Source organism: Verrucomicrobiia bacterium (assembly GCA_019634625.1).
In the GTDB taxonomy this organism is placed as follows: Bacteria; Verrucomicrobiota; Verrucomicrobiia; order Limisphaerales; family CAIMTB01; genus CAIMTB01.
The window spans coordinates 1-23,402 of sequence record JAHCBA010000065.1; the positions used below are offsets into that span (position 1 = coordinate 1).

Genomic DNA, 23,402 nt, shown 5'->3' on the forward strand with positions numbered 1-23,402 from the left:
GGGAGGAGTCCGTCGAGGTGGGAGACACGGCCGGAACGCCAGCGGACTTCGAGGGAGAGGGGGCGTTGGTCGGGATGGACGGCGAAGACGCGGAGGGGATCGTCGGAACTGAGGTAACGGCCTGCGGCGATGACCTCCTGGGATTGGAGAGGGACGGGACCGTTGCGAACGAGGAGGCGTGCGCCGATGCCGTGGGAGTTTGGGGGGGCGCCGCGGAGACGGATGGCGAGGCGCGGAGCGGGGCAATTGTTGCGGTAGAGGAGGGGGCCGTCGTTGAGGCAATTGATGACGAGGTCGAGGTCGCCATCGCCATCGAGGTCGGCGAGGGCAATGCCGTGGGAGACGCGGGTGGACTGGAAGCCCCAGGCGGCGCCGGCGTCCTCGAAGGTGCGGTCGCCGCGGTTGCGGAAGGCGACATTGGGGATGTCGAGACGGGGGAAGCGGCGGCGGAGCATGAGGGCCTGAAAGTCGGGGAGCCGGTCGCGAAGACGGATGCGCTCGATTTCGTCGGCGACGTCGATGTCCTGGACGTCGCGTTCGAAGCCGGTGGGGATGAGGAGGTCTTCGTAGCCGTCAAGGTCCACGTCGAGGAAGACGGGGCCCCAGGACCATTCGGAGGCGTGGAGTCCGGCGAAGTGGGCGATTTCGGCGTAGGAGCCATCGCCGCGATTGAGGAAGAGGGTGTTGCGGACGTACTGGGGTCGGGAATCGACGGCGCCGACGGGGTGGGATTGGGGCATGTGACCGCTGACCTGGCGCATGCGGTTGCGGTGGCGGCGGGAGAGCATGTCGGTGAGGAAGAAGTCCTCGTGGCCGTCGCGGTCGATGTCGGCGAAGTCCACGCCCATGGAGAAGTGGCTGGTCTTGCGGAGGGTGAGAGGCGGGGCTTCGCGGAAGGTGCCGTCGCCACGGTTGATCCAGACGCGGTCCTCGGAATGGAAATCGTTGCAGACGTAGAGGTCCGGGAGACCGTCGCCATTGAGGTCGCGGAACATGACGGAGAGGCCCCAGTCGAAGGGGGGGCGGGCGAGGGGCTGATCGCTGGCATCGCGGAAGGCGCCGGTGGTGAATGGAACGAGGCGGAACCGTCCGGTGCCGTCGTTGAGGTAAAGCCGGTCCACCTCGCCGTGCTCGATGGGGACGCCGTTGGGGGAGACGGTGAAGCGTCCGACGAGGTCGGGTTCGGAGACGGGGCGGCCGTTGACGCGGGTGACGACCGGCTGGCCCTGGATCATGGCGACGGAGAAGCGGAGCTGGAAGGCGTCGCGCATGGTGGAGGCCCGGTAGTTGGCGACGTAGAGATCGAGGTGACCGTCGCCGTCGATGTCGGCGAGGGCCATGGACATGGCGCCGCGGCGGGTGGGGAGATCGGAATCGGGGGCCTCGGAGAACCGGCCGGAGCCGTCATTGAGGAAGAGCCGGGTGCCGGTACCGATGCCGTTGACGAGGAGATCGAGGTGACGATTGCCGGTGACATCGGCAAAGGCGACGCCGGTGGAGTATTGGTCGGGGCAGGCGGCGGGGCCCGGGTCGAGTTCCTGGAAGCGCCAGTTGCCAAGATTGCGATAGAGGCGGTTGGGACCTTCGAGGCAGGCGAAGAAGAGGTCCGGGAGACCGTCGCCGTCGATATCGCCTAGGGCGACGCCGGAACCGTTGAGGAAGATGTGGTTGGTGAGGGCGGCGACTTCTGAGAGGCGATTGGTGAAGCGGATGCCGGCGGGCACCGCGGGGATGGAGGTGAAGCCGGGCTGCCCCTGGGCGGGGAGGGGGAGCGGGGCGCGGCGATATCCGTCGAGCTGGGTCCAGCGGGGGGCGGCGTGGATGGCCGGGGCGAAGGACGGGACGAGGATCGCGAGGAGGAGGAGTCCGATCGTAGCGCGGAAGGGATGGGGAGCGGGGAAGCGACGGTGCATGGGATGAAAAGAAAAGGGCCGGGCTTTCGCCCGGCCCTTCGAGTGGATGGGAGCCCGCGCGGGGCGCGGACCGGGTTTAGCGCCGGGCGCGATAGTAGGCTGCCGCTGCGCTCGGGGTCACGGTCACGGTATGGCGGTCGCCGATCGTGGTGACGGGCAGGCCGGCCGGGCTGAACGGCCCGGTGACGGCGGTGGCGGATTCGAGGGTCACGCCGCTGCCGGTCCAACTGATGGTGAGGGCGCCGCCGGCGGCGCGGGCGATTTCGAGCATGACGGGCTGGCCGGGGCCCTCATCGTCGATGGTGACGAAGTCGCCGAGACGGCTGATGCGGAGCACGCCGTAGTTGGATTCGTTCTGATGGGGGGTGCCGTTGCCGCCGTAGGTGTTGTCTTCCGGCGGGACGCCGTAGCCAGTGTCGTTCTGGTGGCCGAAGCCGACCAGGACGGTGGCCGGGAGGTTTTCCATGATGCGATTGGGGGCGTCCTGTTCGAGCCAGGTGGTCCCGTTGTAGGAGAGGTAGGAAGTGAACGCCTGGCCGACGCGCTGGACCCGGAGCCATTTGGCCTGGGTGGGCGAGTATTGGGGCGAGAGTTCGCCGGCGGCGTTGATGGCGCCGAGGCCGGTGAAGAAGCCGAGGAGACCGTCGATCTCGGTGTTGTTGTCGTTGGGATTGTTATTGCCGTAGCCGTCGCCGGGGGCGGGCCGGTTGAGTTCGATGGCGGCGCGGTTGGGGTCGGAGCCCTCGTAGTAGGTGATGTTCACGTAGGAAGGCACCTTGGTGTTCTCGCCGATTTCGTCGTTGTCGGTCCGGTAGAGGCCGGCGCGGATGTGGAGGCCGCCGTTGCCGTAGCCGCCGGCGATGCCACGGCGGTTGAAGCGGTTGACCGCGACGACGACATCGAAGTCGCCGGTGTACTCGCGGTAGAGGTAGTGCATGTAGTCGCCGATGTTGTAGGCGTTGGAGCCGCCGCCGATGATCTCGACCTCCGGGTTGGTGGTGGAGGAGATGGCGACCGCGCGACCGACGACGTAGGGATCGTCACCCGGGGTGGGACGTGCCGCGAGGTCCTGGATGTAGCCGATGTCGGTGGAGATCCAGTTGGAGCGGCGGCCGGAGGCGGAGGAGCCGGCGGGGACGGCATTGCCGGCGAGGTCCACGACGCCCTGGACGGTGACGGTGAAGGTGTCGGCGGTGAGGCCGGCAACATCGAGATAGACCGTCTGGTCGCTGAGCCCCATGCGGGCGTTGTAGATGGTGCCCTGGCTGATGGAGTAGTTGCGGTGATCGGTGGCGGTGAGGGGATTGACCGCCTCGGAGAACTTCACGCCCACGGTGAGTTTGTCGAGGGTACCGACGGAGACGAGGGCCGGCGGGGTGGTATCGGTGGCGATATGATCGCCGTAATTGGCGAACTCGGCACGCACGGTGGACACGCCGTTGATCTCATCGGTGGCGGCGTAGGCGCCGACGTAGAGGGTGGCGGACATGGCCTCGTACTGTTCGGAGATGAGAGACCAGGTGTTGCCGTCGGTGCCGACGAAGAAGGAGAAGGCATTGCCGACGCGACGGATGCGGAGCCACTGGTTGGGGAGGTTTTCGGCGACCCCGGGGTAGTTGCGGCTCATCGTGGGGGAGTAGTTTTGTCCGGTGCGGGAACGGCCGGCGACGCGGACGAGGTTCGCGCCATCGGGATTGGCGGCGAAGATCTCGAGGGTACGGGCCATGGCGCCGTTGGGGGACTCGCGGACCATGAGGCTGGCGCGGGCGAGGGACGCGGGTCCTTCGAGTTCGTCCTGGGAGGTCAGGCTGACCACGCGGACCTTCTTGTCGAAGTCACCGACCACGGTTTCGTAGCGGAAGTAGCCGAAGTCGCCGCGGTTGTCGGGATTCTCGAAGCCCGCGGTATTGAAGGCGCCGTAGCCGCCGGTCGTGAGGGTGAAGGAGTTCGCTCCGGTGGTGAGTTCCCCTTCGAAGGGCAGCATGGCCGCCTCGAGGAAGATGTCGGTGCTTCCAGCCCAGCGGACATGGGCACCGGTGACGGTGAGGACGGCAGGCGCGGTGGCGCCGGGACCGCTGACGGGATTGTTCCAGCGGAGGACGTAGGTGCCGGCATCGGCCTGGGTGACCTCGGTGATGGTGAGGGAGACCTTGCGGGCGCCCGGGGTGTAGGGGGTTTTCGGCACCGGAATGCCGTTGCGGTACCACTGGAAGTCGTTGGGGCTGCCGGTGACTTCGGCGGTGAGGGTCACGGTCGAGCCGGCGGCGACCGTCTGGCTGGCCGGGCTCGAGACCAGGGTGGCGGGGGTGTTTTGAACGGTGAAGACGCCGAAGCCAATGCTTTCACCGGCCCAGAGGACGGTGGATTTGTTGGGGACTTCGGGATCGGGATAGACCTGCACATCCCCGCGGGTGACGCCGAAGAAGGGGCCGACGGCGGGATTGCCTTCGTCCTCTTCGGTGACCGGGATCTGGAAGGAACTGTTGCCGCTGGCGGTGTCGCCGTTGAGGCGGTGGACCGCGAGCCAGCCGGGGCGGTAATTGCCGCCGAGGGTGTTGTTCCAGCTCGGCATGGAGTAGGAGACGATGTAGTCCACTTCATCGGCGCCCTCCATGTTGGCGGGCCAGAGGCCATCATAGGTGTCCCGCACTTCTCCGGGCCAACCGCCCACCTGGTCCCATTCCCAGCCAGGCATGCCATGGCTGCCGTGGTTTTGGTTGAAGAAGCCGACCTGCATGTCGGGGTCGTAGCCTTTGCCGGGGTTGCTCTCCTTCACATTGCCGACGTCGTCGGGATCGAAGGTGAAGCGCCGAACGCCGCCACCCTGATCGGAGGGGTAGCCCCACTTGTACTGGGTGAGGAGATTGGGGCGGGTGGGGTCGGTGCCATGGCGAAGGGCGCTGGTACCCTGGCCGCCGCCGCCGTAGGTGGTCTTGAGGCCGCCGTCGCGGTCGTTCACGCGGGCGACAGGCTTGAACTTCAGGCCGTCGGTGGTGGCGAGGTACTGGTTGTGCATGCCGCGGCGCCAGGTGATGCCACCGGCGATGATCCTGGTATCCGCGCCGCTGCCGCTGACGCGGAGGTGGGCGAAGCGCCACTGCCACCAGGGGCCGTCGGCTTCAGAGTATTCGGTGGTGATGCCGGCGGCCTCGGCCTCGATGGCGGCCTGGGTGCCGGGGGTGGGTTCCTCGAAGGCGATGGTGGGGGTGCTGGACCAGCCGCCCTCGGGCAGGGGCGCCCAGCGGAGGATCTTGTTCTTGTAGGTCGAGTAGATCGCTTTCTGGCCGGGGGCGCCGTCATCGAAGGCCCACTTCCATTCGAAGCCGTCGAGGGAGCCTTCGCGGTCGATCCACTCCTGCTCCATGGGCACCGGGCGGAGCGGCATGACATGGGCGATGCCGATGTAGTCGCCGGTGGCGGCGTCGAGGTAGATCAGGGAGCGGTCGGGGTAGCGTTCGGCGAGGGTTCGTTGGGCGGCGGAGAGGCCGGGGTCGGACTCATTGATGCCGTTTTCCTTGACGCCGATGACGACGCGGGTGGCGTCGTAGCGTTCGAAGCCCGACCAGAAGTCCATGACAGACGTGCCGTTCGGGGTTTCGTCGCCGAACTGGGCGCGAAGGATGGGGTGTTTGATCTGGGCTTCCGGGAGGGCGGTGTGCTGGACCCAGACCGGGGTGATTTCCTGGGCGGAGGCCCATGGGGCGGCCGCCAGGGCGATCGATAGGAGGAGAGGGTGACTAGGCTTCATGGATGGGGTTGGAGTGGGGCAGGATTCGGCAGGGTGGAGCCAAGTTTGGGTGTGGTGAATTGAATTTGTATCAGGGTCATCTGCCGACAGCGACCACGGACGACGCGCGGGGGACCGATGTGCCTTGGAGCACGCCGGGCCGCGCCGTGGTAGTTTCGAATACAGGTCCCGTCCTGAACTGCGAACGCGAGTCCGATCTCAGAAGCGATCCGGTACCCATCGGCTGCCGACGGACCGGAGTGTTTAGATGTGGGGATCGGACCGGGTCAAGCTGCAAACCGAGGCGCACTTGCCGGCGGTGCATCCTGGAGTTGTGGGTCGAGGCGCGAACGTCGCGAAGCGTTGCTTCGTAGGGCCGAATTCCACGAGGCCTCAAGGGAAGTGGAGCGTTGGATTGAGGACTCGCGGAGCTCGTCCCTCCGATTCGCTGCCTCCTCACCCACAACTCCGGGATGCACGGCTTGCCAGGGCGAATCCCTGGAGGGCCGTTCTGGCCTGTGGATTATTGGGTTCGAACCGCCCTGGCGGGCGAAGGAGGTTTGGGGGCGTGCGTGCGAGAAAGACCGGTTTGGAAGCACCCTTTGAGAGTGAGAGTGAGAGTGAGGGTAGAAGCCGGCTGGGCGGGAGGGCGATCCTTCGAAGGGGGGATCTTAAGATATAAATATAAATAGTCAGGCATATTGCTGTTGACATTCATTCAGTATAAATAGTCAGGCGGATTACTGTTGACCGGCAGATCCATCCACCGCGGCGGCATCGGGTTTGTTGGAGGGGCGGGCTGGAACCGGGCGTCAAGGAAAAGCGCCTGACCTATTAAATCACTCAAATCAAATAGTCAGGCAGAGTGCTGTTGACCGGCGGATCCATCCACCGCGGCGGCATCGGGTTTGTCGGAGGGGCGGCTGGAATCGGACGTCAACGGCAAAGCGCCTGACCTATTAACTGTCAATGATTCGGAGCGTCGGGGCGGAGCGATTGCACTTGGCGGGGCGGGAGTGGGGCCGGTTGCATGGGGCGGTGTTGAACGAAGTTCCGGGGCGGCCGCGCCAGTTTGCCAGCGACAACAATGCCGGGGTGTGTCCGGAGGTCTGGAGAATGCTGGAGGAGGCGAATGCCGGGGGGCATGTCCTGGGGTACGGCGATGATCCGTGGACGGCACGGGCGTGCGACGCGATCCGGGAGTGGTTGGGGACGGGGTGCGACGTGTTCTTCGTGTTCAACGGCACGGCGGCGAACGCAATCGCCCTGGCGGGGTTGTGCCGGCCGTACCATGCGGTGATCTGTCATGCGGAGGCGCATATCCGGCAGGACGAGTGCGGGGCACCGGGGTTCTTTGGCGGGGGGACGCAACTGCTGGCGTTGGAAGGGGCGCACGGGCGGCTCACAGTGCAGTCGGTGGAGGAGGCCATTCTCTCCCATTTTCCACTGCATGCGTCGAAGCCGGGGGCGTTGAGCCTGACCCAGGCGACGGAACGGGGGACGGTGTACGCGGTGGAGGCGGTGGCGGCGCTGACGGATGTGGCGCATCGGCATGGACTGAAGGTCCACATGGACGGGGCGCGATTGGCGAACGCCCTGGTGACGCTCGGGTGCGGGCCGGGCGAGGTGACGTGGCGGGCAGGGGTGGATGTGCTGAGCCTGGGGATGACCAAGAACGGGGGGGTGGGGAGCGAGGCGGTGGTGGTGTTTGATGCGGAGGTGGCGCGGGAGATGGAATACCGGGTCAAGCAGGGAGGGCAACTGGCCTCGAAGATGCGATACCTGGCAGCGCCGTGGCTCGGTCTGCTGGAGGGGGATGTATGGCGACGTCACGCCAGTCGGGCGAACGCCATGGCGGAGCGACTGGAAGCGGCGCTGGGCGGTCTGCCCGGGATTCGATTGCTGCATCCGAGGGAATCCAACGCCCTGTTTGTCGAACTGCCGGAACCGGTGATCCGGGCGCTTCGGGCGGAGGGTTGGGCGTTCTATGTCTTTGAAGGGCGAACCGGGTGCCGCCTGATGTGCGCGTGGGACACGCGGGAGGAGGACGTGGATGCTCTGGCGGCAGCCATTCGCGTGGCGTGGCCCGCAGGGCACGGAGGGGAGACTGGCTAAATGGGGGACGGTGCCCGGTCAGGGCTTCGAGCGCGGGCGGGTGCGGGCGGCCCACCCGATGAAGGTCAGTGTGGCGATCAGGGGGAGCCAGGGGCCTGGTGCGCCTTCCGGGACGCCGGCGGGGCTGGGGACGAACGGAATGCCGATGGTGAAACCGTGCCAGGATTCGGCGTCGGGGACGGTCCAGGAGATGGAGGAGACGGGACCGGAGAACTGGATGGCGCCGTGGCCTTCGTAGCCGACGAGGACGTTCCCTTCTGCACGGGACAAGAGGCCGTCGCCCCAGTATCCGGGTCCCTGGCTGAGGATCTCGAACGGCTGATCGAAGATGTACCGCACTTCGACATCGACGCGGCCGAGGCTGACAATGAGAAGGATCGGATCGAGGACGGGTTCGGAGAAGGTGATCAGGCTGGTTTCGCCGATCCCGCCGACCAGGGTGATGATGTCGGAGATGGGCGGAGCGTTGGAGATGGCGCGGCTGAGGAACGGGGTGGACGGTTCCCAGTAGTTGATCCCGGAGGCCCCGTGAAGGCCGCCGACCTGGGTGGCCGGGCCGACTTCGCCGGTGTAGGTCACGCTGATGTTCGAAATGACGATGCCGCCGCGGGTGGCGGTGGAGAGATTGGAGATGACAATGCTGCCTTCGGCGCGGCCGGCGGCGGCGATGGTGGCGGACGACCAGGCGGTGTAGGCGAGGTTGGATATCACCACCGAAGGGCCCGGTTCCGGGACTGGAACCTGGGCGGACGCCTGAACACCGATCGCCACGAGGCCTGTGGCCAGAAGTCGGGTTAATGTCATGGGTGACAGAGTTAAATGGTGGGCGGGGGTGTCAAGCCATCGCCAGACCATCCTTCCGTGAATGTCTGGCCATCATTCGGACCGCGGCGACGGGCGTGGTCGGAGTGGCGGATCAGGGGAGTTCTTCGAAGTAGGAGCGGACGGCGTTGCGATAGGCGCGGGGGATGCGGTCCTGGTTCAGGGCATGGCGGGCGTCGGACTGGGCGGCTTGAGCGGCCTGGCGGTAGGGGGTGGAGCCTGGGGAGCCCAGGCCGGGGCCCGGCAGCGGGATCGTGAGCGGATTGGGTTCGGGGAGGAGGGCGCCGGGGATGCGGGTGAGTTCGGTCTGTCCGGCCCAAGGGCGGTCGGAGGTTGGGGCGGAGGCATCGGGATTCGGGGGGGCTGAACCGAGGCCAGGTTGCGAGCCTCCGGAGGACGCCGTGGGAGAGTCGATCCCGGGATCCGATGGGGAGCCATCGCCGTCCGAAGCGGAGGGGGCTGCGAGGGTGGCGGCTGCGAGTGAGGAGGGCGAGGGCGAGGAGGGGCTGGAGGGCCGCCAGCGCCGGTCATTCAGGAGGGCACGTTGGGCTTGTTCCAGGGTCTCGATGGTCTCTGCGAGGCGTTGCAGGTGGGTCAGGCGATCGAGTTCGGCCTGGAGCGCCTGGGCGGCGGCGGACATCGGCGCGGCGGGATCGGAACCGGTGGAAGGGAGGCGATCCGGGTTGAAGGGAGCGGCGTCGAGGCCCAGCGCGGTGGCGGCGCTGGCGAGGGAATCGAGGGCACGTTCGAGGTCCTGCCGGGCGGACGGGGAGGCGTTCGAGTGCCAGGCGTCGAGGGCGGCCTGGGCGGCATCGAGGGAGCCGGCGAGGCTGTGCAGATCGGCGGCATGATTCATCGGGCGGTCCGTGACGGGTTGGATTTCGGAGGGGATCGGGGAGGGGCCACTGGCGGAGGAGACGGCGGAGGGTGGGGACGGGGTTTGGGCGGCGGCACGGAGTCGGGCCGGGGTGGGGCTGGCGGCGAGCAGTCGGGCCTCTTCTTCGAGGCGGTGGACGGCCAGGGCGAGATGGCGCACGGGGTCGTCGCGGCGGGTGCCTGTCCGACCCCACTGTTCGGCCTGGGCGGCGAGTTCTTCGAGTGTCTCGCGGGTGGTTTCTGTTGGGGGGGGGCGGTTCTGGAGATCGCGGCGGACCCAGGTGGAGAGGTCCTGGCCTGAAGCTTGCAGTCGGGCCGCCTGATGTTGGGCATGGCGCCGTGCCTGGGATCGGTATTCCGGGACCCATCCCAGCCCAATGACGAGGGCCAGGGCCGCGGGGATCCAGCGGGCCATGACGGGCAGCGAGAGGGGAAGGTCCCGACGGGGATCGATGGCGCGCGCGGCGCGATCGGCGTCGTCGGCGACCAAGCGGGTCCAGTGAGAATCGTGGGACGGTGTGCTGGCGAGTTCGAGGGCGGTGGTCAGACGTTCGGCGAGGGGCAGGCGACGTTCGAGGAGTCGGGCTGCCTCGGGGAGGGGGACGCGGCACCAGCCACCGAGGGCGAATCCGACGGGGCCGGTCAGGAGCACGAGCAGCCAGGCGGATTGGGCGAGGGCCGGGGGGAGAGGCAACGCCTTGGCGGCGGCGAGAAGGACGAGCCAGAAGACGGCACCGAGCAGGAGTCCACGCCAGAGGCCGTCGAGGGCGCGCTGGAGGCGCAGGCGCACGGCGGTATGTCGGAGGACCGAGAGGGTGGTGCGCGCGAGGTCGCTCATGGCGCGGTTCGAAGGTGGGGGGAAACGGCTTCCGAGCCAAGACTGGACGGGGCGAGGTTCCGCAGTTGGGAACGACCGTAGGACCAGGCGGCGAGGGCGGCGCCCCAGTTGACGAGGGCGATGCCCCACCAGATGCCGTGGAGACCGAGGCCAAGGGTGAAGGCGAGGAGCGGAAAGACGAGGGCTGGGGCGAGGATCTGGCGGAACAGGCCGATCCAGAGTCCGAACATGGGGCGTTTGAGGCCCTGGAGCATGAAGACGGTCTGGTAGAGGATGACGTAGGAGCCGAGGGTCAGGGCGGCGACGCGGAGGTAGGTTATTCCGGCGTCGATGACGGCGGGATCCTGGGAGAAGACACGCATGAGCGGGCCGGCGCCCAGGAGGAGGGCGACGCCGCCGGCGCCCATGAGGATCAGGCCGTAGCGGACGGCGATGCGCCAGGTTTCGCGGACGCGATCGAGGCGGCCGGCACCGAAGTTCTGACCGCACAGGGTGAGGGTGGCGATGTTGAGCCCGATGGTGGGGAGAAGGATGATCTGTTCGATGCGGGTGGCGATGCCGTAGGCGGCGACCCCTTTCGCGCTGAAACGGCTGACGAACCAGGTGATGACGAAGATTCCGAGGGCGACGGTCATCATGTTGAGGCTGGCGGGGAGGCCCTGGCGGGCGATGTCGCGAAAGGCGGCGGAGGAGGGGCGGAAGTCCGTCGCGCGGAGGCCGCGTCCGAGCGGGGTGAGGCGCAGGCAGCGGGCGATGTAGGCGGCGCCGGCGGCGGTGATGAGGAGGGTGGAGAGGGCGATGCCGGCGATCCCCATCGGGGGGATGCCGAGGCCGCCGTAGAGGAACCAGGGATCGAGGATGGCATTGAGGAGGCAGCCGGCGATCAGGACATTGCGGAAAGTGCGGGTGTCGCCCTGGGCCTGGAGGCCGCCGTTGAGGACGGATTGAAGGAGGAAGAACACGGATCCGGCGAGGATCGGGTTCATGTAGGCGAGGCAGAAGCGGAGGTACTCGTCGGAAGCGCCCAGGAGCCGGAAGAGGGACGGGGCGACGAGGAGGCCGAGGACGGTGAGGACGGCGCCGACGCCGACGCCGAAGAGGGCGGCCTGGGCGGCGTAGTGGCGGGCCCGGGCGATGTCGCCGGCACCGAGGGCGTTGGCGATGAGGGCGGTGGCGCCCTGGGCGAGTCCGCTGCCCATGGCGATGAGGATGAAGAAGACGGGGAAGGAGAGGGAGAGGGCGGCCTGGGCCTGGGTGGCGATGCGCCCCGCCCACCAGGTGTCCACCACGTTGAACATGGTGTTGAAGAAGAACCCGATGCTGGCCGGGACGGCGAGGTCCCGGACCAGGCGAGGAATCGGGTCGGCGGTGAGGTTCATCGGCGCGGCAACGCTGCCGGGCGGCTGGGATCGGGGCCAGCGGATTGTCGGGAGCGGGGGGGGGTTGGGGGGGAGGATGGGTCGGCCGGCGGGCCCGGGAAGCGGGGTTCTAAATGGACTTAAACTTCGTTCATATGCACGAAGTTTAAGTCCATTTGAGCACGGTCGGACTGGCCTTTTGGGGTGAGGGTCGGGAGGATGCGGGGCGTCATGCGATTCCTCCTTGCGGTGCTGGTGATGGGTGTCGGTTCGACCCTGCCTTTGTGGGGGGCGGCTGGAGTGGACTGGCCGGTGGCGTTGGGGGATCCGGGGCAGGGGCATTATTCGGGGCTGACGCAGATCGACCGGGGGAACGTGGGGCGGTTGGAGGTGGCGTGGACCTACCGGAGTGGCGATGCGAGTCTGGAGGGGAGGACGCAAATCCAGTGCAATCCGGTGGTGGTGGGCGGGGTGCTGTATGGGACCACGCCGGCCTTGAAACTGATCGCGCTGGATGCGGAGACCGGGCGGGAGCGGTGGCGGTTCGATCCGTTTGCGGGCGGGCGGGGGAACAATCCGCTGGGGGTGAACCGGGGGGTGGTGTTGTGGCGGGGGGACGGCCGGGCGCGGGTGTTGTACACGGCCGGTTATTTTCTGCATGCGATCGATGCGGAGACGGGACGGCCGATCGAGTCGTTCGGGCATGGAGGACGGGTGGATATCCGGGAGGGATTGGGGCGGCCGGCGCAGGATTTGTTCGTCCTGGGGAACACGCCCGGAGCGTTGTATCGGGATCTGCTGATTCTGCCGACGCGGGTGTCGGAGGGGCCGGGTCCGTCGGCGCCGGGACACATCCGGGCGTACGACGTCCGGACCGGGCGGATGGAATGGATCTTTCACACCATTCCGCATCCCGGGGAGTACGGGTACGAGACGTGGCCGCCGGATGCGTGGCAGGTGTCCGGGGGTGCGAACTGCTGGGCGGGGATGGCGGTGGATGTGGAGCGGGGGATGGTTTTTGTGCCGACGGGATCGGCGGCGTTTGATTTCTGGGGCGGGGATCGGATTGGGGAGAACCTGTTCGCGAACTGCCTGGTGGCGCTGGATGCGGCGACGGGGAAGCGGCGCTGGCATTACCAGGTGGTGCGGCACGACCTGTGGGATCGGGATCTGCCGGCGCCGCCCACGCTGGTGACGGTCGAGCACGAGGGGCGGCGGGTGGATGCGGTGGCGCAGGTGACCAAGTCCGGGCACGTGTTTGTATTCGAGCGGGAGACGGGGCGGTCGCTGTTTCCCATCGAGGAACGGCCGGCGCCGCGTTCGGATCTGGCGGGGGAATCGGCGTGGCCGACGCAGCCGGTGCCGTTGAAGCCGCCGCCGTTTGCGCGGCAGTTCTTCAGCGAGGAGATCATCACGGACCGGACCCCGGCGGCGCGGGCGGCGGTGTTCGAGCGGTGGCGGCAGATCCTTCCGCACCAGCCCTGGCTGCCGCCGAGCACGAACGGGACGATTATCTTTCCGGGGTTCGATGGCGGGGCCGAGTGGGGCGGGGCGGCCTTCGATCCGGCGTCGGGCTGGCTCTATGTCAATGCCAACGAGATGCCGTGGATTCTGCAGATGGTGGAGACGCGGGCGGCGACGGGGGAGGGGAATCTGGGGACGCCGGCGCAGTTTTACAGTGCGGTGTGCGCGGCGTGCCATGGAATGGAGCGGCAGGGGGAACTGGGTCGCGGGATTCCGCCGCTGACCGGGTTGGAGGAGCGGTTGACCGAGGAGGACATCGTGCGGTTGCTGGATGTGGGGCGCGGGACGATGCCGGCCTTCAGCTTTTTGTCGGAGCCCGACCGGCGCGGCCTGGCGCGGCTGCTGCTTGGGACGGGGGACGAGCCTTCGCCGGAGGCGGGACGAACAGGGGAGCGGCATCCGGAGCCGGAGGGGGGCCTGGCGATGATCCGGTCGCCGTACGGACACACGGGGTACAACCGGTGGACCGACCCGGACGGGTACCCGGCGGTGAAGCCGCCGTGGGGGACGTTGACCGCGATCGATTTGAACCGGGGTGAACTGGCGTGGCAGGTGCCGTTGGGGGAGTTGCCGGAGTTGACGGCGCAGGGGATGGCACCGACGGGGACTGAGAACTACGGGGGGCCGGTGGTGACGGCGAGCGGGCTGTTGTTCATCGCGGCGACGAAGGATGAAAAGATCCGGGCATTCGATGCGCGGAGCGGGGAGGTGCTGTGGGAGGCGTCCCTGCCGGCAGCGGGGTACGCCACGCCGGCGACCTACGCGGTGAACGGCCGTCAGTACGTGGTCATCGCCTGTGGCGGCGGCAAACTGGGAACCCGGAGCGGAGATGCCTATGTCGCGTTCGCCCTGCCCCGGGAATAGGCGCCATCGGGTGGGGCGGGGGATTGTGCCGGGACCCCCGGGAGGGTTCACGCTGGTGGAGTTGCTGGTGGTGGTGGCGGTGATCGCGATTCTGGCGTCGCTGCTGCTGCCCGCACTGGGCCGGGCCAAGGCGCATGCGTGGTCCACCGCCTGCCGGTCCAACCTCCGGCAGATTGGCCTCGGCTGGGAGTTGCATCTGGGGGATCACGACGACCGCTTTCCGGACCGGCGCGATTTGAAGTCGTCGCTGCCGGGTGGGTATCGACCGTGGGACGGATGGCCGCCGAGCGATCCGCGGGCGGGTTGGGCGGCGGTGGTGTTGAGCAACGAGGTGCAGGCTGCGGCGGTGTGGGAATGCCCTTCGCTGGCGGCTCGCAAGGTGCTGGAGGTCGAGGCGACGCGCCAGGTGCCGGGCACCAACGCCGCGCCGGTCCGGTACTGGATGTGGCGGTTTGACCGGGAGGAGGATCCGGTGCCTCTGGACAATTTCTGGGGGAAGAGCAAGGCGCAGGGGCTTCTGGATCTGCGCGAGGCGCGGTCACCGATGGTCGGGGTGCCGGAGGGGATGTCGGAGGTGGAGTGGGCAGTGGACGTGTATTTTCCGGCGACAGCACCCGGGGTGGAAGAGGCATTGCGCGGACTTTCGGCCCATGCGCGGGGTCGGAACCGGCTGTGGCTGGACGGGCATGTGTCCTGGTGGCGTGACCCGCGGTTGCGCTGATTGCCGCCGGGCAGCCCCCAATGGATCAAGGACTCGCGGAGATCGTCCCTCCGGAAGATTCATGGACCGGGGTGGTTTCGAAGCGGCAGGGGAGGGCGACGGCGCGGGATAGGCGACGGAGGTATTCGTCGCGGGAGATTTCCCGGGCACCGAGGGCGGCGGTGGCGGGGGTGATCATCTGGATATCGAAGAGTGCGAAGCCCTGTTCGACGAGGTGATCGTGCAGGGCGACGACGGCGACCTTGGAGGCGTCGCTGGCGCGGTGGAACATGGATTCGCCGGCAAAGAGGCCGCCAACGGCGACGCCGTAGATGCCGCCGACGAGGTGGTCGTCGAGCCAGCACTCGACGCTGTGGGCGTGGCCGTGCTGGTGAAGGAGGGAATAGGCTTCGATGAACTCGGGGACGATCCAGCGGCCGGGTCGGGGGATTGAGGCACAGGCTTCGATCACGGAACGGAAGGCGCGATTGCGGGTGAGGCGGAAGGGTTGGCGGCGGAGGGTCCGTTCGAGGCTGCGCGAGCGGTGAAGCTGGCCCAGCTCGAACACGGCGCGTGGGTCTGGGGACCACCAGGTGATGGGGCGGACGGTCCATGGAAAGAAGCCGCAGCGGTAGGCGAGCGCGAGGCGTTCGGATCGGAGATCGCCACCGACCGCCCCGAGTCCATCGAGGTGCCCGTCGCGCAGGGCGGTGCGAGGGTCGGGGAACCAGAGGCGGTGATCCAGGGTGGCGGGAGCCGTCGCCATGACGTGCGGGACCGGATTTCAGGCCGGTTCAGGAGGCCGGTCCTCGGGGTCAACGGCATCGGCGTGGCCGGCCGCGAGGAGGACCATCTCAAACTGGCCGGCGAGGGTCATGATCATGAAGAGGGGCGCCTGGCTCGGGCTGGTGGCGAGGCGGGAGCCATCGATGTCCTCGGGGCAGCCGAGCTTGTGCCAGGCGCCGACGCGGAGGTCGTTGAGGACCTGGAGGAGTCGTTCGGTGTCGGCGCCGGAGAGGGTGAGGATCCAGGCCTCGCCGTGCGGGCGGAGGGCGCCTTCCGGGGACAGGTGGGTGCGGATCCAGCCGGCCAGTTCGGCGCGTTGCTCGCGGAGATTGGATTGGAGGAGATCGGTCGCCTCGGTGAGGCGGGCGTCGGGTTCGCGGGAAAGGATGGGCGGGTTGTCGGGCCGCATGGGGAAGAATACCATGAGGTTCTCGAGGAGGGTCTTCTCCCGGGAGGACAGGGCGAACACCAGGCGGTCGGGCTGGCGGAGGAGCAGTTTCATCCGGCCTTTTCCATGGTGGCCTGGAGGTGGTAACCCTGAAGTTGATGGACGTAGTACTCGGCCTTCTCGAAACCCTCGTGGGCCACGATGCTGCGTCCCTTGTTGTGCACCTCAAGCATGTGTTTCTCCGCCCTGGGCCGGGGCCAGCCGAAGACCTTCATGAAGGCGTGGGTGACATAGTCCATGAAATTCACCGGATCGTTCCAGACGATGACGAAGTAGCCGGGGTCTTCGGTGTCGTCCGGACGGGTATGGGTGTCGGTCGTCGGGGTGGGAGTCACCAAGGGCTCCGCCGTCGTGGCCATGGGAGGACGATACCAGTCCGCGAGCGGGCGGTCACGCGGGAGTAGGTTCCTCTTTCGGTTGGGGTGCGCACTCCAAATGCTGCTTGCTGTTCGGCGTGGGGTTTGTTACGCAACCCGACCATTTTATTGACGACGCGACGAGGAATCAGCCATGGCACGGATTTGTGAAATGACGGGCGCTCGCCCTTCGAAGGGCAGCATCATCTGGCGAAGCGGCAAGCCGAAGCGGGAGGGGGGCATCGGGACGCACATCACGGCGATCACCAAGCGCCGGTTCTTCCCGAACCTGCAACGGGTGAAAGCCTTGCTTCCCAACGGCGAGGTGCGGTACGTCCGGGTGACGGCCAAGGCCATCAAGAAGGGGTTGGTGGTAAAGGCCCCCAAACGGACTTGGCGAAAGGATGCGGTCACCGACAAGAAAGCGAAGACCAAGAGCCGCGCTTCGACCTGATCCACGGTCGGATCCCTCCGTGCCAGGCGCTTGACCAGGCTTGCCCGGGCTGCATCGGTCAAGGGTGTCGGCCTCGAAGGCTTGGCACCCCGTTCCGCTGCTGGGCCATCTCGAACAGATTCTCCAAAGCCCTTTTCGCGATCTGCTGCCGTGGATTGACCGGCTGATTCCCGGTCCCCTTCGGCGCGATACCAACTGCCGCCACATCGGCGCAATGGCGGCGTGGGCCATGGGCGAGTAAACAAAATCGAAAACGAAAAACAATAAGGCAGGCGCTATACAGTTGACGTAGATCCGAACGAAAAACAATAAGGCAGGCTTAATTCCGTTGACATAGATCCATATAACGAGTCAGGCCTATTACTATTGACGCCGCGCTCCAGTCTGGCGGCTGTGGAAACCCGCAATAGACCACAACGGACAGCCTTGCCTCGGGTCAGGGGCAGGTCAGGGCGGCGTTGTGTGCCTGTCCTGTGAGACTTCTGCCGGCCCTGCCGGGACGGCATGGGCGAGGATGTCCGTGCCTGACGAAGGCTTGGTGTAACCCTGGATCACCCGGGGCAGTCTTGTGCCCGGTATCCTCGATCCCCGGGTTCGGCCCCCGAGGCGTGCCTGCGGGGTGAGGACTGATTCACTGACACGTCCAAATCATCCCCTCCATGTCCTCACGATCCTTCGATCGGTCACTTCGCCGGTGGTCGCTGCCGCTGGCGAGTTTGCTCTTGGTCCACGGAGTTGCCGGGTCGGCGTCGGGCGCCGATGCGGACAAGTACGCACGCAACTGGCCAGCCTGGCGCGGTCCGGCCGGGAACGGTCATGTGCTACACGGGAATCCGCCGCTGACATGGAGCGAGGAGAAGAACGTGAAGTGGAAGGTGGCGATCCCGGGGCGGGGCCATGCCACGCCGATCATCTGGGAGGACAAGGTGTTCGTGCTGACTACGGTGCCGGTGCGCGAGGGTGCGCGTCTGGAGAACCTGGCGCCGCAGGTGGCGGGCCAGGCGCAAGGTCAGCCGCGACCTCCTAGGGAGGGTGGGCGGCCTGGTGGGGGACGGCCGGGCGGGGGTGGATTCGGGGGGCGCGGGCCAGGGGGCGGCGAAGCGCCGGTGACCCCGATGGCGTTCACGGTGCTGTGCCTGGATCGGGCGACGGGGAAGCCGGTGTGGGAGCGGATTGCGCGGCAGGAACTCCCGCACGAACGGCGGTTGCAGCCCTCGAACAGTTACAGTTCGGGGTCGCCGGTGACGGATGGGGAACGGCTGTACGTGTCCTTCGGATCGCACGGATTGCATTGCTACGACTTCGAAGGGAACCGGATCTGGGAGAAGGACCTTGGGCGGGTGAACGTGACATTTGGAGAGGGGTCCTCGCCGACACTGGCCGGGGATGCGCTGATTGTCTTGCAGGACAACAATGGTCCGTCGTTCATCTACGCATTGGATAAGCGGACAGGCCGGGAGTTGTGGAAGACCGAGCGTCGTGAGGGATCCGGTTGGACCACGCCGCTGGTGCTTCAGGAGGGGGACCGGACGGAGGTGATCGTGAGCGGGTCCAATGCGGTGAGGGCCTACGATGCGAAGACGGGGGAGCAGATCTGGGAGTGCGCAGGACTGGGATCGAATCCGGTGCCGATGATCGTGGCGAACGAGACGGCGTTGTTCGCGATGTCCGGGCATCGGGACGAGACGGGTTTGGCGATCCGACGGGGGCGTCAGGGGAACCTGACCGGCACGGACGCGGTGCTGTGGACGAACAAGGATCGGATCACTCCGTACGTGCCGTCCCCGATGCTGTTCGATGATGTCCTGCTGTTCTGCCAGCGGACATCCGGAATTCTGTCGGCAGTGCATCCGATCACCGGCAAGGCCCATTATTCGCAGGAGCGGGTGAACGAATTGGGGAGTGTCTATGCGTCGCCGGTTCTGGCGGGGAACCGGATCTACTGGCCGGGACAGAACGGGGCGACGGTGGTGCTGGAGCGGTCGCGGGAGTTGAAGGTACTGGCGACCAACACGCTGAATGACGGGTTCGATGCGTCGCCGGCGGTGGTGGGGGATGAGCTGTTCCTGCGCGGTCGGGAGCATCTGTACTGCCTGGTTGAGCGCTGATGGATGCGGCTGTACGCCCGCCCTCGATGGGCGGGTTCCGCGGGGGGGGGTGCTCACCTTCGGAGGAGGGACTCCCCGAGGGTGAACACCTCCTGCGGGACCCCGAGGGATTTCTTGGTCTGGACATCGCGATCCCAGGGGTTGTCGAGGTCGGCGATCTTCTGACGCTCGGCGAGGGGGATGTGGAGGGGGTGATACCAGGGGGAGACGAGGGCGGTGTTGATGAGGGGAAAGTCCGAACCGTACACCAGGCGCCCACGGCATTCGGGGGCGGCGAGGACGTCGCGCAAGGCGCCCAGCCGGTTGACCTGGGTGAGTGCTGAGATGTCGGCGTGGAGGTTGGGGAATTCGCGCATCAGGTGCCGGAGCCGGTCGAAGTCGGATTCTCCCTCGTTCTCGCCGCCGGCGCCGGCATGGGCGGCGATGACGGTGACGCCAAGGGAGAGGGGCAGGCGCAGTCGGAGGGGGTCCGCGAGCGCGTCGCGGGCGGTGGTGAAGGACCGTTCGCCGCCGGTGTGGGTGAGGAGCGGCAGTCGGTGGTGGGCGAGGCGTTGATAGAAGGGCATCAACCTGGGATCGGCGGGATCGATGTCCATGATGGAGGGCAGCCACTTCAGCAGGACCGCCCCTTGGGCGACCACCTTGTCGAGACGTTCGAGGGCATCGTGGCGCAGGGGATGGACGGAGGCACCGAAGAGGAGGTTGGTGTGGTGTTTCACCGCGGCGGCGACGAAGTCGTTGGGGATGTAGACCTCGGTGCGGTCGCGGGCGAGTTCGCCCGAGGCGTCGATGGGACCGTCCATGGCGAGGACAACTGCCTGGTGGACGTGGCGGCTGCGGGCGAGGAGTTCCGAAAGGCGGCGGACCACCAACATGTCGCCGTGCTCGATCAGATCCGCCTCGGTCACATCGAAGGCGTCGAGGTAGATCTTGAATCGGAAGTTGGCCCGCATGGCCGGGGACACGAAGCAGCCGCTGTCGCCTGCGCCGATGCCGGCGATATGGCAGTGAAGGTCCACGATGGGCCGGTCGGGCAGGTCGGTGATTTCCTGGTAGGGGCCTTGGAAGAGCAGGGCGCGGGCAACCAGCAGGCCGACGGCGGCGAGCAGGGTGAGTGCGACCAGGAGCCGGCGCCGGCGCCTTGGGGGTGGGGGGACGCTCATCGGGAAAGAGAATCAACGGGCCGGGAGCCGGGTCAGGCGGTTTGGGGTGATTCCGTGAGCAACCGGGTCAGTTCGCGATGGTTGGTCTTCCCGGTGCCGAGTTTGGGGATCTCGCGGACGTGGCGGATTTCGCGGGGGACGCAGAGATTGCTGAAGCCTTTGCCACGGATCACAGCGCGCAGGTCTTCGAGCGCGAGTCGCGGTTCGTTGGTGGCGGCGACGAGCTTCTCGCCCTTTTCATCGTCGGGCATGGCCACCACGGCGACCTGGCAGCGCAGGCCGAACTGGGGGAAGGCGCCGGCGAGGGTGTCTTCGACGGCGGTAAGGCTGACCATTTCGCCGCTGATCTTGGCGAATCGTTTAAGGCGGCCGAGGACGTAGGCAAAGCCGTCCGCCTCGACCTTCACGATATCGCCGGTGTCGTACCAGCCCTTGAGGGCGAGGAAGGAGGCGTTGGCATCGGGATTCAGGTAACCCTGCATGACGTTTGGGCCGCGGACGAGGAGGCGGCCGCCTTCGGGCACGCCTTCCTGGGGTTCCAGTTTCCACTCGATGCCGGGGAGGAACCGGCCGACGGATCCGACCCGAGGTTCGAGGAGGGAATTGAGGCAGATTACCGGGCTGCACTCGGTGGCACCGTAGCCTTCGAGGACGCGGACCCCGAACTTGCGGGCGTAGAACTGGAAGGTGGATTCCTGGAGCTTTTCCGCGCCGGCCACCAGGAGGCGCACGGTTCGAAAGTCGTATGGGTGGGCCTTCCGGGCGTAGCCGTTGAGGAAGGTGGGGGTGCCGAACATGAGGGTGGTGTTGGTGTCGTACACCAGCGTCGGGACGATGCGGTAGTGGAGGGGCGACGGGTACAGGAAGCAGAAGACCCCGCGAACGAGAGGTGCGACGACGCCGGCCATGAGGCCGAAGGAGTGGAACAGGGGAAGGGCGTTGAAGAAGCGGTCGGTGTCCTGGATGTCGAGGGAGGCCAGCATCTGACGGAGGTTGGCCAGGAGGTTGCGGTGGGTGAGTTGGACTCCCTTGGGCAGGCCCTCGGAACCGCTGGTGAACAGCACGGCTGCGGTGTCGTCGCCTGACGCGCCGGTGCGAAGCGCGGCATGCCCGGTGAGCCAGCCTTTGAGGAGAGCGAGCAGGCGATCGGAACCCGGGATGCGGGAGCGGACGTCGTCGAGGTAGATCAGTTCGATGCCGGCGTCGGTGAAGGCGCGTCCGTCAATGCGGGCACGTTCCAGGAAGAGCCGGGAGGTGATGATCTGCTGGAGGCCGGCCAACTCGCAGCAACGGAGCATGACGGTCGGGCCGGTGGAGAAGTTGAGCAGGGCGGGAATGCGGCCGGCGGCCCAGAGGCTGAGCAGGGTGACGGGGGTGGCGTTGACATTGGGTAGGAGGACCCCGACGCGGGGAACATCCGGGCGCAGCAGGGTTTGCCATTGACGGGCGAGAAGGTCGGTGCCCACCAGCAGACGCCGGTAGGTGAGGCCCTGCTGGGTGGTGTCGCGCAGGACCTCGAAGCGGGGGCGGCGGGACCCGATTTCCACGACGGCATCGAGGAGATGCCGGGGCCCGAAGGTCATCTCGACTTCGAATTGCTGGTGGACCATGCGGTCGCGCAGCCACGCAGTGAGCATGCCGCGGGCTTCGGTGGTGCTGACCTGCTCCGGGTGGGGCGGGGTGAGCACATCGCTGAAGTGGGCGGAAACCGGCGTGAACCAACGTTTCCAGCCCGGGTGTGGAGAAAGCGCCACACGTTGGGCGCCGCGCAGGTAGGCGGTGATGACCTTGGCCCGGGTCTTGAAGATGAGAAAACCGGTGCCATCGAAGAGCTTCATCAGAGCCCCGGTACGGGAAAGGCGTCCTTCCGGAAAGAGAACAAGGCGGCCGCCCTTTTCGAGGAACTCGGCCATGCGCTTGAGCGAGTAAGGGGAGGTCACCTCGATGGGGAAGGTGCGCCGGTTGACCATGACCTTCCGATGAAGCCAGCTCAGTTCGGCGGCCTCGCTCGAGGTGACGAATTTCCAGTCGTCGTCCAGCCAGACTCCGAGAAAGAGCCAGTCGAGCCATGAGAGGTGGTTGGCGAGGAGCAGGACCGGGCCCGGTTGGGTGAGCACCCCGGTGTTGTAGGCGCGGAAGCGGAAGAAGAGCCGTGCGAACCAAAGGAGGAGGGTTTTCATGGAATGGAGTGTTCCCGGAAGCAGTTGGGGCGGAATGGGCGGGGGGCGGGGGGCGGGGGGCAACGGAGGAAGACTTACAGATCGCTGGTGCGCAGGGAATCCCCGGGAGGGGCGGGAGCGGCGGTCGCATCGGGTCGCGGGTGGGACGCTCGGCGGGGGCGACGGGTGTCGAGTGGGCCGGAGTGGGCCGGAGTGGAAGGATCGAAGGCATTCAGGCTGGAAGCCACGGCGCCGGCCTGGCGAGCAAGCTCCTGGAGTTCTCGGACCAGGGGAGCGACCCGCTCGTCCGGGTGGATGGCCCAGACCCGTTCAGCCGCGGCGTAGTAGTGGGGGAGGATGTCGTCGAGGAGTCGGTCGCCGTCTGGGGTGAGGATGACGCGGTATATCCGACGGTCGTGGGGATCGTCGAGGCGCCGCACCAGTCCGCGTCGTTCCAGGCGATCGACCAATCCGGTGGCATTCGACCGATGCATAATCAACAAGCGACTTAGCTCCGATTGGGAGCGGCCGGCGGGTTGATGGCGAAGGACGTTGAGGAGATTGAACTGGCTTGGGCTGAGGTTCCAGCGCTGGAAGAAGGTGCGGCTGGCATTCCATAGATCTTCAGCGGTGCGGAGGAGTTGGATGAGGGCCTGGTATCGCGGGCTCTCGACAGCGATTTCGGACATGGGTTCCTTGTATGCAAATAGATAGTTGATAAATCAATAAAATTCCTATTGGAGTTGGAGAGTGACAATACCGCTGAAGTGTTGGACGACAGGTTGAACGATCCGGAGCGGGAGGGCTGAACAGGTAGGGGTATGTGCCGGCTTCGGACTGGGAATCCAACCCTTTACACGCTGGAGCGTGTGCTTCGAGGACAGAGGCTGAAGGGGGAGTACGAGATCTGGGCCAACCAAGCTGGAACTGGGCCGGTGCCGTGCTTACCCCACCGCATCGACGCGGAGATCCCGCAGCACAGTGAGCCCCGGGATGGGGGCGCCTCGAATGATCCGCGCGCCGCTCTTGCGCCGCTTGCCGAACTTGTCCCGGTGCCGCTCCCACATCTGGTCCACGAACTCCTTCGAGCCCAGGAACACCCCGTCGGTCATGTGCCGGATCCGCAACCGCAGGATCTGCCCCAGAGGCAACTCCCCGCCCCGCGCCAGTTCCGCCCGGATCGCCTCCGGG

At 66.9% G+C, this 23,402-nt stretch carries 17 protein-coding genes; 5 read left to right on the plus strand and 12 right to left on the minus strand.

All coding sequences use genetic code 11. The annotated features are described in order from the left end of the window. On the minus strand, positions 1-1,913 hold a 1,913-nt coding region (locus tag KF833_22965; GenBank protein ID MBX3748181.1), incomplete at its 3' end, for a CRTAC1 family protein. A gap of 76 nt (positions 1,914-1,989) precedes the next feature. Beyond that, positions 1,990-5,661 (minus strand): immunoglobulin domain-containing protein, encoded by a 3,672-nt coding sequence (locus tag KF833_22970; protein ID MBX3748182.1) that lies wholly within the window; start codon positions 5,659-5,661, stop codon positions 1,990-1,992. A gap of 948 nt (positions 5,662-6,609) precedes the next feature. Here KF833_22970 and KF833_22975 point away from each other — a divergent pair. After that, positions 6,610-7,755 carry a low specificity L-threonine aldolase gene (locus KF833_22975; protein ID MBX3748183.1) on the plus strand — a complete coding sequence of 382 codons (1,146 nt, stop codon included), beginning with the start codon at positions 6,610-6,612 and terminating at the stop codon, positions 7,753-7,755. An 18-nt stretch (positions 7,756-7,773) separates the two neighbouring features. Here KF833_22975 and KF833_22980 read toward each other — a convergent pair whose 3' ends face one another. From KF833_22980 to KF833_22990, 3 genes are all read right to left on the minus strand, one after another. Continuing rightward, complete coding sequence (locus KF833_22980; GenBank protein MBX3748184.1) at positions 7,774-8,559, minus strand: hypothetical protein; 786 nt, start codon at positions 8,557-8,559, stop codon at positions 7,774-7,776. A 112-nt stretch (positions 8,560-8,671) separates the two neighbouring features. Continuing rightward, entirely contained in the window at positions 8,672-10,291 is a 1,620-nt protein-coding gene (locus tag KF833_22985; GenBank protein MBX3748185.1) for a hypothetical protein, read from the minus strand. After that, complete coding sequence (locus KF833_22990; GenBank protein ID MBX3748186.1) at positions 10,288-11,670, minus strand: MATE family efflux transporter; 1,383 nt, start codon at positions 11,668-11,670, stop codon at positions 10,288-10,290. The genes KF833_22985 and KF833_22990 overlap by 4 nt, the downstream gene beginning before the upstream one ends. Positions 11,671-11,868: 198 nt before the next feature. Between KF833_22990 and KF833_22995 the strand changes: the two genes are divergently transcribed. Together KF833_22995 and KF833_23000 are read left to right on the plus strand one after the other, a co-directional pair. Next, positions 11,869-14,037, plus strand: coding sequence for a PQQ-binding-like beta-propeller repeat protein (locus KF833_22995; protein MBX3748187.1), 2,169 nt, complete (start codon positions 11,869-11,871; stop codon positions 14,035-14,037). Beyond that, positions 14,009-14,758, plus strand: a complete 750-nt coding sequence (locus KF833_23000) for a prepilin-type N-terminal cleavage/methylation domain-containing protein (protein MBX3748188.1) — start codon at positions 14,009-14,011, stop codon at positions 14,756-14,758. Before KF833_22995 ends, KF833_23000 begins: the two co-directional genes overlap by 29 nt. Before the next feature lie 25 nt (positions 14,759-14,783). On the opposite strand, the gene aat is transcribed toward KF833_23000, so the two are convergent. The 3 genes from aat to KF833_23015 are packed head-to-tail and all read right to left on the minus strand — an operon-like array spanning position 14,784 to position 16,330. Next, positions 14,784-15,503: a leucyl/phenylalanyl-tRNA--protein transferase gene (aat, locus tag KF833_23005; protein MBX3748189.1), complete on the minus strand. Its 720-nt coding sequence runs from the start codon at positions 15,501-15,503 to the stop codon at positions 14,784-14,786. Positions 15,504-15,521: 18 nt separating this feature from the next. After that, on the minus strand, positions 15,522-16,025 hold the full coding sequence (locus tag KF833_23010; protein MBX3748190.1) for a hypothetical protein: 504 nt from the start codon (positions 16,023-16,025) through the stop codon (positions 15,522-15,524). Then, positions 16,022-16,330, minus strand: coding sequence for an ATP-dependent Clp protease adaptor ClpS (locus tag KF833_23015; protein ID MBX3748191.1), 309 nt, complete (start codon positions 16,328-16,330; stop codon positions 16,022-16,024). The genes KF833_23010 and KF833_23015 overlap by 4 nt, the downstream gene beginning before the upstream one ends. 151 nt (positions 16,331-16,481) lie before the next feature. Here KF833_23015 and rpmB point away from each other — a divergent pair, with 151 nt between their 5' ends. Together rpmB and KF833_23025 are read left to right on the plus strand one after the other, a co-directional pair. Then, the gene (gene rpmB, locus KF833_23020; protein ID MBX3748192.1) at positions 16,482-16,781 is read left to right on the plus strand and encodes a 50S ribosomal protein L28; all 300 of its coding nucleotides are present in this window, start codon (positions 16,482-16,484) and stop codon (positions 16,779-16,781) included. A 659-nt stretch (positions 16,782-17,440) separates the two neighbouring features. Continuing rightward, a complete protein-coding gene (locus KF833_23025; protein MBX3748193.1) occupies positions 17,441-18,889 on the plus strand; it encodes a PQQ-like beta-propeller repeat protein in 1,449 nt (482 codons plus the stop codon). A gap of 53 nt (positions 18,890-18,942) precedes the next feature. Here KF833_23025 and KF833_23030 read toward each other — a convergent pair whose 3' ends face one another. From KF833_23030 to KF833_23045, 4 genes are all read right to left on the minus strand, one after another. Continuing rightward, positions 18,943-20,052, minus strand: coding sequence for an amidohydrolase family protein (locus KF833_23030; protein MBX3748194.1), 1,110 nt, complete (start codon positions 20,050-20,052; stop codon positions 18,943-18,945). Positions 20,053-20,084: 32 nt separating this feature from the next. Then, complete coding sequence (locus tag KF833_23035) at positions 20,085-22,232, minus strand: AMP-binding protein (GenBank protein ID MBX3748195.1); 2,148 nt, start codon at positions 22,230-22,232, stop codon at positions 20,085-20,087. A 74-nt stretch (positions 22,233-22,306) separates the two neighbouring features. Next, positions 22,307-22,900 (minus strand): MarR family transcriptional regulator, encoded by a 594-nt coding sequence (locus KF833_23040; protein MBX3748196.1) that lies wholly within the window; start codon positions 22,898-22,900, stop codon positions 22,307-22,309. A gap of 255 nt (positions 22,901-23,155) precedes the next feature. Continuing rightward, a partial coding sequence (locus KF833_23045) for a hypothetical protein (protein ID MBX3748197.1) occupies positions 23,156-23,402 on the minus strand: 247 nt, incomplete at its 5' end.